Origin of the sequence: Parasedimentitalea maritima, from assembly GCF_005771405.1 — a bacterium.
In the GTDB taxonomy this organism is placed as follows: domain Bacteria; phylum Pseudomonadota; class Alphaproteobacteria; order Rhodobacterales; family Rhodobacteraceae; genus Parasedimentitalea; species Parasedimentitalea maritima.
In genome coordinates this window covers 177,009-190,639 of the sequence record NZ_VAUA01000009.1, presented here as the reverse complement: position 1 = coordinate 190,639, position 13,631 = coordinate 177,009, and the positions used below count along the sequence as shown (strand labels likewise).

Genomic DNA, 13,631 nt, shown 5'->3' with positions numbered 1-13,631 from the left:
GAGGACGAGGGGCACGATGCTACTCGGTTTAGAGCCCCAATTGACTGGCGGCCCGTGCTAGGGCTTCGATCTTGCCCCATTGGCCACTGTTGACCAGATCGCTGGGGGCTACCCAGCTGCCACCGGCGCAGACCACGTTGGGGAGTGAGAGATAGCTGGCAGCATTGGACGGGCTGACACCACCTGTGGGGCAGAATGAAATCTGGGGCAGTGGTGCGCCAACGGCTTTCAGTGTCGGAACCCCACCCGAGGCTTCTGCAGGGAAAAATTTCAGCATGTCGTACCCGCGCTCCAGCAGTCGCATGGCTTCTGAAGCCGAGGCCGCGCCCGCCAATAGGGGCAGGCCGATGTCTTCGCAGGTATCCAGAAGTAAATCAGTTGCACCAGGGGAGACGCCAAATTGGGCGCCGGCCGCAACAGCGGCAGTCACATCATCTGGGGTCACCAAAGTCCCGGCACCAACGACGCCACCTTCAACCTTGGCCATTTCACGGATGACATCCAGCGCGACGGGCGTGCGCAGGGTAACTTCCAGTACCGGCAATCCACCGCGTACAAGGGCCTCGGCCAGTGGGCGGGCGTGGGCCACGTCATGCACCACCAGTACAGGGATAATCGGTGCCATCTGGCAGATCTCGCGGTTGCGCGCGCTGGCGGCTTGGGGGGTAATGGACATCTATAGGTCTCCGAATACGCTGGCGCCGGTGTCGGCTGAACCAACCAATTGGCGGAAAGGGGAAAACAGTTCGCGGCCCATGCCATAGGCATGGGCAGAAAGGTCAGCAGTTGCCGGGTCGCGTTTGGTCACGTCAGGCGTAAGGATGTCCAATGTTCCGGTCAAAGCATCAACACGCAGCATGTCGCCGTCCTGAATATAGGCGATTGGCCCGCCGTCCAGTGCTTCGGGCACCACGTGGATGGCAGCGGGTACTTTGCCGCTGGCTCCGGACATACGGCCATCGGTGACCAAAGCCACCTTTTGTCCACGGCCCTGCATAATCGATAGCATAGGTGTCAAACTGTGCAGTTCCGGCATGCCATTGGCCTTGGGCCCTTGGAAGCGTACCACGATGATCACATCTCCAGTGAACTCACCTGCCTTGAATGCCGCTTTGGCATCATCTTGGTCATGGAAGATTCGGACAGGGGCTTCGACGATACGGTGTTCTTCAGCAACGGCCGAGATCTTCATGACAGCCGTCCCAAGCGAGCCGGTCAGGCGGCTTAAACCCCCTGTTGGCTGGAACGGGGCACTAACAGGTCTGCAAATTCCCTCATTCAGGCTTTGACCAGTGCCGCTGCGCCATTCCAGACCATCGTCGGTGAGGAAGGGTTCAGTGACATAATTGGACAGGCCGTCGCCAGCAACGGTTTTAGTATCCGGGTGCAGCAAACCATTGGCCAGCATTTCACCAATCATGTAACCAAGCCCGCCTGCCGCGTGGAAGTGGTTCACATCGGCCAATCCGTTTGGATAAACGCGCGCCAGCAGCGGCACCACTTCGGACAGATCCGAGAAATCCTGCCAGTCCAGAATAATGCCCCCCGCGCGGGCCATGGCAATAAGGTGGATCAGTAAATTGGTTGATCCCCCTGTCGCCATCAGCCCGGCAATACCGTTGGCAAAGGCCTTTTCGTCCAGGATATCACAAACCGGAGTATAGGCATTGCCCAAGGCGCTAAGCGACAAAGCCCGGCGCGCGCCCTCCTGTGTAAGGGCCTCACGCAGCTCGGTGCCCGGATTGACAAAGCTGGAACCCGGCAGGTGCAGGCCCATGAATTCCATCAGCATCTGGTTGGTGTTGGCTGTACCGTAAAAGGTGCAGGTTCCGGGCCCGTGATAGGCCGACATTTCCGCTTTCAGCAGTTCTTCGCGACCGACTTCACCCATAGCGTATTTTTGACGGATCTTGGCTTTTTCATCGTTAGCCAAACCGCTGACCATTGGCCCGGCTGGCAGGAATACAGCAGGCAAATGGCCAAAGACCTGAGCGCCTATCACCAACCCTGGCACGATCTTGTCACAGACGCCCAAAAATACGGCGGCGTCAAAGGTGTTGTGGCTAAGGCCAACAGCAGTCGACATGGCAATGGCATCGCGCGAAAACAGGCTGAGCTCCATACCAGCCTCGCCCTGCGTAACACCATCACACATCGCCGGAACGCCACCGGCAACCTGTGCAGTTCCACCCACTTTACGCACTGCGTCGCGGACGATCTGCGGGTAGGTTTCAAATGGCTGATGCGCAGACAGCATATCGTTGTAGGCGGTGATGATGCCAAGGTGGCCAGCGGATGCTTTGGCCAGTGCTGCCTGATCAGGACCGGCTGCAGCATAGGCATGGGCCTGACCGCTGCACGTAAGGTGCGCGCGCGCAGGGCCGTTGCTCTGGGCAGCGCGCATTCTTTCCAGATAGGCGCCCCGTGTAGGCGCGCTGCGGGTGATGATGCGTTCGGTTACCGAGGCCAGGGTTGTATTCAGGGTCATTGGGTGCCGCTTTTCTGTTTTGGTGCCTTGGATTAGTTGCCGATTCTGCGCCAGCGCCGACCGTCACGGTGCAGCAGGAGCAGGCTGTCTTCGGGCCCTGAGCCACCTGTGTCATAGGGCTGAGGTGCGTGTCGCGGGTCGTCCCAACCCGATATGATTGGATCGGCCCAAGCCCAAGCCGCTTCGACCTCGTCTCCGCGCATAAACAGAGTCTGGTTGCCACGGATCACATCCATGATCAGCCGCTCATACGCGTCTTGTGGGCGTTCGGCTTCGGCTAGACTGTCGGCAAAGGTCATGTCCAGCGCAGCCTCGGTCAGACGCATTCCGCCGGGGCCGGGATCCTTAATGGTGGTATGTAAGGTAATGCCTTCATCCGGCTGCAAGCGGATGACCAGAACATTGCCTTTGGCAGGGTCGCTGCCTTGGAAAATGTTATGTGGAGGGTCGCGAAAAAACACTGCGATCTCTGACACGCGTTCACGCAGGCGTTTTCCGGTCCGCAGATAAAACGGTGTGCCTGCCCAGCGCCAGTTGGCCACTTGAACCTTCATGGCGATAAAGCTCTCGGTCTGACTGTTTGGATCGCCAGCATGGTCGCGGTAACTACCGGTGTCATTTTGGGCGCGATATTGTCCACGCGCGATGTCGGTATTTTCAACAGGCTCCAGTGCCTCGATCACCTTGACCTTTTCGTTGCGCACAGCGTCCGGGGTAAACTTGCCCGGTGGCTCCATCGCGGTCAGGCAAAGCAGTTGCATCAGGTGGTTTTGCACCATGTCGCGCATTGCGCCGGAGCGGTCATAATATTCGCCTCGGCCTTCCACTCCGATGCTTTCGGCAACGGTGATCTGGACATGGTCGATATGAGAGGAGTTCCACAAAGGTTCGAACAACGAGTTGGCAAAGCGTAATGCCATCAAGTTCTGCACCGTTTCTTTGCCAAGATAGTGGTCGATCCGGTAAATTTGGCCTTCTTCAAAATTGGCCCGTAGCGCTTTGTTTAGTGCCTGAGCGCTGGCAAGGTCGTTGCCAAAAGGTTTTTCAACCACAATGCGGCTGTCATCCGTCGCAATACCTGTGCTGCGCAGCCGAGTGGCAATATCGCCAAACAAGCTTGGGGCGACCGATAGGTAAAAGGCACGCACCATATCTGGGCGCATGTGTTTCCCCAGTTCGTCCCAGCCCTGATCTCCCTTGGCATCAATTGCGACATAGTCGAGCTGAGCCACAAACGCGGTGATGTCCTCGTCGTTGACCTCGTCTTTCTGGCCAAATTCGCGAACGGCATCAGCCACCAAGTTGCGAAAGCTGTCTACATCCATATCGCTACGCGAGGCGCCGATGATGCGGGAACTGTCGCAGAACTGCCCCAGTTGGAACCGATGAAACAGGCTGGGCAGGATTTTGCGCCGGGCAAGGTCGCCGGTCGCGCCGAACAGCACAAGATCAAAAGATTGGACGGGTATGACTCGGGAAACCATAGTTCTCTCTGACGTATTAAGCTGGGGTTCAGGTCTGTTTGGCGGTGTTTTGGGAAAGCTTATCAAGCAAGCCGCTGGTTGAGTCGTCTTTACCATCTGATGGTGCACCATCGATCATTGGCAGCAGCGCAACAGCAAGTTCCTTGCCAAGCTCTACCCCCCATTGATCGAATGAATTGAGGCCCCAGATTGCGCCTTCTGTGAACACGCGATGTTCATAGAGCGCGATAATCTGACCCAGCACAAAAGGTGTGAGTTTGGGATAGGCAATGGTTGTTGACGGGCGGTTGCCGGGAAAACTGAGATGAGCGGCCATGCGTTCTCGTTCATCGCCCTCGAAACCTCGTTCAGAGGCAACGACGGTAGCTTCAGCCTTGGAACGACCACACATCAAAGCTTCAGACTGGGCAAGACAATTCGCCTTGAGCAATTGATGGTGATGCGCCAGTTCCGGTGAATGGCCCTCGGCGGCGATCAAGAACTCAGCTGGAACCACAGCGGTGCCCTGATGCAGCAATTGATAAAATGCATGTTGTCCATTGGTGCCGGGTTCTCCCCAGACCACTGGGCCAGAAGCGCGGGGAAGGGCGGTGCCATCCTGAGCCACCTGCTTGCCGTTGCTCTCCATATCCAACTGTTGCAGGTAGGCGGGTAGGCGTTGCAGGTGTTGATCATAGGGCAGTATGGCGCGGCTGCCGTAGCCGCAGATATTGTTGTGCCAGATGCCGACCAGGCCCATCAATACCGGTAAGTTTACCCGCATCGGAGCTGTGCGAAAATGGTCATCCATTGCTGCCGCACCTTGCAGGAATTGGCGAAAGCTGTCTGAGCCAATAGCCAATAGAATTGGCAGCCCGATTGGCCCCCAGAGAGAATAGCGACCGCCGACCCAGTTTTCGAAACCAAAGACCCGATCGGGTACAATGCCAAACGCGGTGGTTTTGTCCAGAGCAGTTGAGACAGCAGCCAGGTGTTCGGTGGCTTTATCCCCCAGTGCCTCGCGTAGCCAGACCAGCGCGGTGTTGCCATTGGTCATGGTTTCAATAGTGGTAAACGTCTTGGATGCGATGATCACCAGAGTGCGTCGCGGGTCCAGGTTTTGAAGCGTGTCATGGATATGAGCGCCATCCACATTGGACACAAAATGGCAGCGTGGTCCCGTGTGGTAAGGGGCTAGCGCCAAAGTTGCCATTGCTGGGCCAAGATCAGAACCGCCAATACCGATGTTGATTACATCTGTGAAGCTGTCTCCATCTGCGGCTGTAATTCTTCCGCTATGGATGTCCTGTGCAAATTGTTCCATTCGCGCCAAAGTATCGCGGACACCGGGCAAAACGTCTTTGCCGTCTACCAGGATCGGTGTGTCCGCCTGCGCTCGCAGCGCAGTATGGAGTACGGCGCGGCCTTCGGTGGTGTTGATTGGATCGCCACGAAACAACGCATCAATTTTTTCTTCCAGCTGCACGCTTTCTGTGAGCTGTACCAGCAGATCCAGCGCAGTGTTGTCGATGCTGGTCTTGGAGAAGTCGAGCAGAAGCTCGTCCTGCTCGGCTGAAAAATCGTCAAAGCGGCCATCGTGCTGAAATAGCGATAAGATTGCAACCTCAGCGGTCTTGGCGCGATGTTCCTCTAGTAACTGCCAAATGGTACTCATTACATAATGTCCTTGCTGCCACAGCGGCTACCGGGTCGTAAGCTCTTGCGAAGTTAGCGGTAACATCTCGGTGTGTAGCGCCAAAAATCACTTATGGCGAGAGCTATATTGTCTCAGCACGTATTGGCATGACCCATTCAGGCGCTATACGATCAGATACGTTGTCCTTCAGCGTCAAAGGACAGGCACTTGGTATCATCGAAATCCAGAGCGATTTCCTGATCTACATGAGTATCGTACTGCCCAAACACCCTGGAGGTAAAGGTCAGATCGTCGCCCAGGTCGATTAGGATGTTGGTGTCACCTCCCAATTTTTCGACGTGAATGACTTTGCCCTTCAAGCGACCATTTGGGGTGACCTGAGCATATTCGGGACGAATACCGACGAATTGTCCATTTTGCCCACCGAGCCGTTCTGCTGGAACAAAATTCATTGATGGAGAGCCAATGAACTCAGCAACAAAGCGGTTGGCGGGGTGGTTGTAGATTTCCATTGGGCTGCCGACCTGCTCAACGCGCCCATCTCGCAATACTACGATTTTGTCAGCCAGTGTCATCGCTTCGATCTGGTCGTGGGTGACATATATCATGCTAGCGCCGAGCTGGCGGTGCAGTCGGGCAATTTCCAACCGGGTGTTCATCCGCAGGGCTGCATCCAGATTGGACAGTGGTTCATCGAATAGGAACAGGTCTGGCTCGCGGACTACAGCACGGCCAATGGCGACACGCTGACGTTGCCCGCCCGATAGCTCCGAAGGGCGCCGATCAAGATAGTCGCTCAGCGACAACATCCGGCTTGCTTCAGCAACCCGTGCCGCGATCTCGTCCTTGGGTTTGCGCTCCTGTTTCAGGGCCAACGACATGTTGTCGCGTACTGTCAGGTGCGGATAAAGCGCATAAGATTGGAACACCATGGCGATGCCACGCTTGGCAGGTGGTACATCATTCACTGAGTTGCCACTGATTTCGATATCACCAGACGTGGCTTCTTCCAGGCCTGAGATAACTCTGAGCAAAGTGGATTTGCCACAGCCCGAAGGGCCAACAAAAACGACGAACTCGCCCTCTTCAACAGTCAGATTGATGTCTTTGAGGACTTCGACCTGGCCAAAGGATTTACAAACATTGGTAAGCGAAAGAGCGGTCATGATCAGGCTCCAGTCAAGTCAATTGGGTGGCCGGAGCGGATGCTTTCGTCCGCAGCCAGACAGATGTGCAGGGACAGGACGGCGTCCTGCATATGGCGGGATAGATCGATGTTCTCGGTAATGGCGCGTAGCATATAGGCCTGCTCGGCGTCGCAAAGTTGCTGATGGCCGGGCTCACCCGGCAAGTCGATCAGCTGATCCCCATCCGGGCGATGCACCAAAAGCGCGCCAACGGCGGTGTGGCCGTCAACATCATCAGACCCAGCTTTGTCTTTTTCAGTAATCGACACAGAACCGTTGGGTGAGATCACGTCTTTTACAAAAAACGCGGTTTCCGACATCATCGGGCCCCAACCAGCTTCATACCAGGCAACCGAGTTGTCCTCGAACACCACCTGGAACTGGCCGTAGTTATACATGTCCTCGGCAATCTCGTCGGACAGGCGCAGCCCCATGCCGTTTACGCGGACGGGTTTGGCATCGGTGATCTGGCACATGACATCCACATAGTGCACGCCACAATCCACAATTGGTGGCGTGGTCTGCATTAGCGCCTTGTGGGTTTCCCATGTGTCGCCACTGGATTGTTGGTTCAGGTTCATGCGGAATACATATGGCCCGCCCAGATTACGTGCTTCTTCGATTAAACGAACCCACGAGGGGTGGTGGCGCAGGATATAGCCTACGACCAGCTTGCGGTTCAGTTCGACGGCTTTGGCGGTGACGCGGCGTGCGTCTTCTACAGTTGTGGCCAGCGGCTTTTCGACAAACACATGTGCGCCAGCTTCCATCGCTGCAATTGCATACCCTGCATGGCTATCGGAATAGGTGGCAACCACAACCAGATCAGGTTTCACTTCGGCGAGCGCGATATCGAAGTCGGTGAACACCGGATAACCTTGTAGATCGGGGTTTTCGACGACCCCAGACCGGTTGACCAATCCGACAACCTCGGCGCCTGGATTGTTGTGGTGGGCAAGCGCATGGGACAGGCCCATGTTGCCAAGGCCAGCTATTAGGACGCGGATCATTTAACAGCTCCTGAGGTGATGCCGCGGATCAACTGGCGTGAGAAGATCACGTAGAGGATCATCACCGGCAGAATGGCCATCGACAGGGCCGACAGGACGGCATTCCAGTCAGTAACAAACTGGCCAATAAACACCTGGCTACCCAAAGTCAGCGTTTTGGTTTCTTCGGCGGGGGCCAGGATCAATGGGAACCACAGATCGTTCCAGATTGGGATCATGTTGAAAACGGCCACAGTTGCCATTGCAGGGCGAACCAGTGGCAGCACCAGCCGGAAGAAAATGGTGTATTCTGACAGCCCATCAATTCGGCCTGCGTTTTTGAGGTCATCAGAAACCTGGCGCATGAATTCGGACAGAATGAACACCGCCAGAGGCAGGCCTTGTGCGGTATAGACCAAAATCAGGGCCCAAAGGGTGTTGACCAAGCCGCTGCTGACCATCATTTCGAGAATAGCGACGGTACCAATACGGATTGGAATCATGATCCCAAGCGCCAGATACAGCCCCATCAGCAGATTGCCTTTGAATTTGTATTCGGCCAGCGCAAAGGCAGCCATGGCGCCGAACAGCAACACCAGTGTCAGCGACACGACTGTAACGATCATCGAGTTCTGAAAGTAGAGGAAGAAGTCCCCCTGTTTCAGCACAGTTTGATAGCCGATCAATGTGAACGTATCGGCTTCGGGTAGCGCCAATGGATCGCGAAAGATTGCTTTGCGGGTTTTGAAGCTGTTGACCAGGATGACGAACACCGGGAACAGCGCGATCAGAGTATAGGTGATCAGCGCGGCATGGGCGGCGAAGCTGTTTAGCGGGTTATTGCGTGCTTTGGACATCTCAGCCTCCTTTAGAATTGATACCGGCGTAGACGGGTCTGGATGCCAAACAGATAGATGCAGACACCAATTAGGATGATGCCAAACATGCCGCTGGCGATAGCCGACCCCATATGTGGGTCGCCCAATTGCAGCTGGAAGCCAAAGAACGTGCGATACATGAACGTGCCTAGGATATCGGTTGAGAAGGCAGGCCCGGCAAGCGCCCCTTGGGTGGTGTATATCAAGTCAAAGGCGTTGAAGTTGCCCACAAATGTCAGGATCGAGATGATGCCAATCGAAGGCAGGATCAGCGGTAATTTTATTTTCCAGAAAGACGCAAAGCCGGTGATGCCGTCAACTTCCCCGGCTTCCAGAACTTCTTCGGGGATCGACAGAAGCGCGGCATAGATTAGCATCATCGGTATACCGACAAACTGCCAGACCGAGATCAGCGCGAGTGTGGTCAGTGCATATTCTTCTTTGCCCAAATAGGGTGCATATAGCCATTTCAGACCCAAGGCTTTGAGCATATCAGGGGTAATACCCCAGATCGGTGACAGGATCAGTTTCCAGGCAAAACCTACGATAACAAACGATAGGATCGTGGGTACAAAAATTGCGGTGCGATACACTGCAGCAAAGCGCAGACGTGGATGGCTGAGAATAGCAGCGAGCGCAATGCCGATAGGGTTCTGCACAATCATATGGATGAAGAAAAACCAAAAGTTATTGCCCAGCGCGTTCCAGAACTGCCCTGACCAATGAGGGTTTCCAAACAGGGTGCGGAAGTTTTCAAGACCAACAAATTGGCGGACTTGGTCCACCTCTGTGTACAGCGCCAATCGCAGGGTATTGAACAGCGGGAAGATCATTATGGCGGTATAGACAAGTACCGCGGGTGCCAGAAACACGATGACGTGCCATTTGATGCCTGAATTCTTCATGTCATCCCTTTCCGCATGGGTGTTCCGGGCCAACAGATGGCCCAGAACGTTATCAAGTGAGTGGTGGTATTACTTGTGTGGTGCGTACCAGCTGGCCAGACCACTTTGCAGTTCCATGCCCAGATCAGCGCCAGATTTGCTGCCTTTGATGGCGGCAACCGAGGCACCCCAGGTTTCATTTTCCAGATTTGGCGTGCCACGCGACAGGATCTGATAAGTCGACCGGATTGTAGATTCACACTCTCCACGCCAGCTGACAAATTCCTGCGCCAGCGGATCTTCCATTGCCACTTCGTGGTTGGACAGTGAGAAGAAGCCAGGCAGAGCGTTGGCGTAGATACCAGCAAACTCAGACGTACCCATCCAGTTAAGGAAGGTCTTGGCCGCCTCGGCATTGGGCGATGCAGCATTCATGCCAAGCGCGATGTCGGTGTGATCCGAAATGTAGCAGGTGTCGCCAGCGTTTTGGACTGGAGCCTTGAAGGCGCCCATTTCAAAATCAGCTTGAGCGTTGAAGCCTGTGATTTCCCAGCTGCCTGCTGGGTAAATTGCAGCACGGCCCAGAGTAAAGATGTTCTGGCTGTCTGGATATGTTTGAGCCTCATATCCGTCACCCAGATACTCACCCCATTTGGCCAGAGCTTCATATGGGGCAACCCACTGTGCATCCGTCAACTTCTGGTCGCCAGCGATCAGAGCCAAACGGCCCTCTTCGCCTTTCCAGTAGTTTGGACCAATGTTGTTATAGCCCATGGTTGCGGCTTCCCACTGGTCGTTGGTACCCATCGCCATCGGGATATAGTTGCCATCTGCTTTGATGGTTTCAAGCGCAGCAAAGAACTCAGCTTCGGTTTCTGGGATCTTAATGTCCAGCTCTGCAAAGGCTTCTTTGTTATAGATGAAGCCGTGAATAACCGATGCCATTGGCATGCAGAACGAGGCCGAGGCGTCGTCTGTCTGCCATGCTGATTTAGCTACATCAGAAAAGTTGGCCATACCTTCTAGGCCGGAAATGTCGGCCAGGTGACCACCGTCATACAGGGCCAGCGAAGCATCGAATGGGCGGCAAGTGATCAGATCGCCGGCGCTGCCTGCGTCCAATTTGGAATTCAGCACCGCGTTGTACTCGGCTGGGGCCGAAGGTGTGAACTTTACTTTGATGCCGGGATTGGCGGCTTCAAATGCTGGGATGATTTTGTCCTGCCACAGGACAAGATCGTCATTGCGCCAGCTCTCGATGGTCAGTGTGACATCAGCAGCGGCAGCGCCGCCCAAGATGGTCGAGCCCAGAAGTGCCAGGCTAAGAAGTTTCCGGTTCATATCTTTCTCCCTTAGATAATCAATTGTTGGCCAATTGGCCGTGGTCAAAGTTGTCGCAACGCGACACGCAGGTCTCCGTTGGCTTGCTCGATAATCGTATTTGCCTGTTGGATTGACGCAGCCCCGGCGGCAAGAAGTACGGCGGGTTTGACCGCTCCATTTGCTTTTTGCAGGCAGTCCTGGGCGGTCATTTCGGTAGCCCCTGTGATCTGGGTTACGATACCAATAGCCCGGCCCCGCAGTTTTTCGTTGTCAGCTACGAGGTTGACCATCATGCCGTCGAATACGTGGCCCAAACGGATACCCGTCAGGGTGGACATCATATTCAGCGCGACCTTTTGGGCCGTGGCTGCACCCAAGCGGGTCGATCCGGCGATCACTTCTGGTGGTGTTTTTAGGTGGATAGCGACATCCGCCAGTGCAAACAGTGGCGCATCTGCGTTGTTGGCGATGCAAATTATGGCGGCGCCGTGATCTCGTGCGGCCTGCGCAAACGTCATTGGGTAGGGCGTTGAGCCGCTGGCTGAGATTGCGATAACAACATCCTGCGGCTTGACGGTTTCTGCGGCTGCAAGCGCGGCTCTATCGTCGTCTTCTGTATGGCCTGGCATATTGCCATTCAGCGGAACGCCGCCAGCCATGTGAATTGCGATGCGATCAGCAGTCAGGCCAAATGTCCCCGGAATCTCTGCGCCATCTGCTAGTCCCATCAAAGCTGAAGACCCAGCGGCAGCGTAATGCAGACGGCCTCCGTTGCGAATGGATTTTACCAGCATTTCGGCGGCGGCTGCGATCTCTGGCAGTGCGCTGCTCATCGATTCGAGAGCCTTTTGTTGACTGTTCAGGAGTTGTGACAGGACTTCGCTATCAGCACGTAGGTCCAACCCCATAGCGTCGCTATGCAGTGTTTCCGTCTGTGGTGACGCGGTCTCGGTCATGTGATTCCTCCCAGGAAGTTGCGTTCATTAAATACCTATCTAATACCTTTTGTCTACCATTTATTGTCCCGTAACCAATTTGGTCCTGCTTTGGAGGGCACTTGGTGGCAAAAGGTCTTTTATTTCGAGTAAAGGTATCGTATAGGTATTGATATGAGAGACTCGGCGAATTCTTACTTTATTGCAATTGACGGTGGCGGCACCTCTTGTCGGTTTGCGTTGCAGTCACCTGCTGGCGTGACGTATGCGCGACGTGGGGGGGCAAATGTTTCAAGTGCGCCGCAGGCTGCGATTGCGGTCTTAAATGACGGCTTGATCGAACTTTCCACGTTGGCAGGTCTTGATGTGGCGCGGCTCGGCGAAATCCCTATTTATGCTGGTCTGGCTGGAGTGGTAGATGACGCTGTTTCGCAATTTGTTGCGGATCAATTGCCGTCGCGACACGTGTTGGTCGAAGATGACCGCCCGTCAGCAGTGGTTGGTGCACTGGGTGATCGGCCTGGCTGTTTGCTGGGAATTGGCACGGGTTCGTTTCTGGCGCGACAAAGCCAAGATGGAATGCGCTTAATCGGAGGCTATGGCTCTATTCTGGGGGACGAATCCTCTGGGTGTTGGTTGGGTAAAGAATTGCTCAGCCGAGCGCTGCATGTGCTGGATGGTATCCTGCCGACTAGCGACTTGGTTGAGAGCTGTTTGGGCGAATTCCAGCACGATGTCGCGCAAATCATGAATTTTTCTTTCCGGGCCAAGCCTGTTGACTACGGTGGCTACGCGCCGCGGGTGGTCCAGGCCGCCAGAGCTGGCGATGCCGTCGGGCAGGAACTGATGGTCGCTGGGGCGGACTATATTTGCAGTGGGTTGGCTGCATTAGGCCATCAGCCCGGCGAAATTGTGTGCCCAGTGGGTGGTGTTGCAGAACACTATGTGGATTATCTGCCAGCTGAAATTGCCGCAGTAGTGACAGAAGGCCAAGGCGTGGCGCTGGATGGGGCCTTAGAGCTCTCCCGCCGGTTTGCGCAACAAGTGGGGCAGGAAACAGCATGACAATCGAAGACTTCCTTAAACCTGCTGACTGGCTGGATGAAGCCACTGGACCGCGATATGTACGTCTGCGAAAACGGATTGAAGATGGTATCAGCAATGGTCTGTTGTTGGAAAACGCGCCGCTTCCGGCAGAGCGTGAAATAGCGGCGCTAAGTGGGGTGTCTCGGGTAACGGTGCGGCGGGCGATGCAAGATCTGGTCGATCGTGGCATCATCGTACAAAGGCAGGGGTCAGGCAGCTTTGTTTCTGACGGACCACCGAAAGTTGAACAATCCCTCTCGCGACTGACCTCATTTACAGAAGACATGGTGCGGCGCGGTCTCGATTCGTCCAGCGAATGGCTGGGTCGGGGTCTTTACATGCCCTCACCAGAGGAGGTGATGGTGTTGGGGTTGTCCCCAGGCGATTCAGTTGCCCGAATTGAACGCCTGCGCCGGGCCAGTGACATGCCCATGGCGATTGAGCGCGCCTCGCTACCTGTAGACATCTTGCCCAACCCACTGTTGGTTGAAACGTCTCTGTACAAGGTGCTGGAAGCAGATGGAAATCGTCCGGTGCGGGCCTTGCAGCGCATTTCAGCGATCAATCTTGACGCAGAAGACGCTGCCCTGCTGGGGGTCGATCCTGGCGCCGCAGGTCTTCGGATTATGCGTACTTCATATTTGCCTAATCGGCGGGTGGTTGAGTTCACCCGCTCTATCTATCGCGGTGACGCCTACGATTTTGTAGCCGAGCTGCGGCTGGCCAGCCAATAGGAGCTGA

General features: G+C 55.4%; 12 protein-coding genes. 2 read left to right on the top strand and 10 right to left on the bottom strand.

Annotated elements, in window-relative coordinates:
- Positions 1-28: 28 nt before the first annotated feature.
- The 10 genes from eda to FEE96_RS17550 all read right to left on the bottom strand — a co-directional run bounded on the left by eda (position 29) and on the right by FEE96_RS17550 (position 11,825).
- The gene (eda, locus tag FEE96_RS17595; protein WP_138164430.1) at positions 29-676 is read right to left on the bottom strand and encodes a bifunctional 4-hydroxy-2-oxoglutarate aldolase/2-dehydro-3-deoxy-phosphogluconate aldolase; all 648 of its coding nucleotides are present in this window, start codon (positions 674-676) and stop codon (positions 29-31) included.
- A complete protein-coding gene (gene edd, locus FEE96_RS17590) occupies positions 677-2,488 on the bottom strand; it encodes a phosphogluconate dehydratase (RefSeq protein ID WP_138164429.1) in 1,812 nt (603 codons plus the stop codon).
- A gap of 32 nt (positions 2,489-2,520) precedes the next feature.
- Positions 2,521-3,972: a glucose-6-phosphate dehydrogenase gene (zwf, locus tag FEE96_RS17585; protein ID WP_138164428.1), complete on the bottom strand. Its 1,452-nt coding sequence runs from the start codon at positions 3,970-3,972 to the stop codon at positions 2,521-2,523.
- A 28-nt stretch (positions 3,973-4,000) separates the two neighbouring features.
- On the bottom strand, positions 4,001-5,626 hold the full coding sequence (gene pgi, locus FEE96_RS17580; protein ID WP_138164427.1) for a glucose-6-phosphate isomerase: 1,626 nt from the start codon (positions 5,624-5,626) through the stop codon (positions 4,001-4,003).
- Between the two features lie 152 nt (positions 5,627-5,778).
- A complete protein-coding gene (locus FEE96_RS17575; RefSeq protein WP_138164426.1) occupies positions 5,779-6,774 on the bottom strand; it encodes an ABC transporter ATP-binding protein in 996 nt (331 codons plus the stop codon).
- Positions 6,775-6,776: 2 nt separating this feature from the next.
- Positions 6,777-7,805 (bottom strand): Gfo/Idh/MocA family protein, encoded by a 1,029-nt coding sequence (locus tag FEE96_RS17570; RefSeq protein ID WP_138164425.1) that lies wholly within the window; start codon positions 7,803-7,805, stop codon positions 6,777-6,779.
- A complete protein-coding gene (locus tag FEE96_RS17565; protein WP_138164424.1) occupies positions 7,802-8,641 on the bottom strand; it encodes a carbohydrate ABC transporter permease in 840 nt (279 codons plus the stop codon). Before FEE96_RS17565 ends, FEE96_RS17570 begins: the two co-directional genes overlap by 4 nt.
- Positions 8,642-8,652: 11 nt before the next feature.
- A complete protein-coding gene (locus FEE96_RS17560) occupies positions 8,653-9,567 on the bottom strand; it encodes a carbohydrate ABC transporter permease (RefSeq protein WP_138164423.1) in 915 nt (304 codons plus the stop codon).
- Positions 9,568-9,636: 69 nt separating this feature from the next.
- Positions 9,637-10,887 carry an ABC transporter substrate-binding protein gene (locus tag FEE96_RS17555; RefSeq protein ID WP_138164422.1) on the bottom strand — a complete coding sequence of 417 codons (1,251 nt, stop codon included), beginning with the start codon at positions 10,885-10,887 and terminating at the stop codon, positions 9,637-9,639.
- Positions 10,888-10,931: 44 nt separating this feature from the next.
- Entirely contained in the window at positions 10,932-11,825 is an 894-nt protein-coding gene (locus tag FEE96_RS17550) for an N-acetylmuramic acid 6-phosphate etherase (protein ID WP_138164421.1), read from the bottom strand.
- A gap of 153 nt (positions 11,826-11,978) precedes the next feature.
- On the opposite strand from FEE96_RS17550, the gene FEE96_RS17545 reads away from it, so the two are divergent.
- Entirely contained in the window at positions 11,979-12,869 is an 891-nt protein-coding gene (locus FEE96_RS17545; RefSeq protein ID WP_138164420.1) for a glucosamine kinase nucleotide-binding domain-containing protein, read from the top strand.
- Positions 12,866-13,624 carry a GntR family transcriptional regulator gene (locus FEE96_RS17540; RefSeq protein WP_138164419.1) on the top strand — a complete coding sequence of 253 codons (759 nt, stop codon included), beginning with the start codon at positions 12,866-12,868 and terminating at the stop codon, positions 13,622-13,624. Before FEE96_RS17545 ends, FEE96_RS17540 begins: the two co-directional genes overlap by 4 nt.
- The last annotated feature ends 7 nt before the right edge of the window (positions 13,625-13,631 follow it).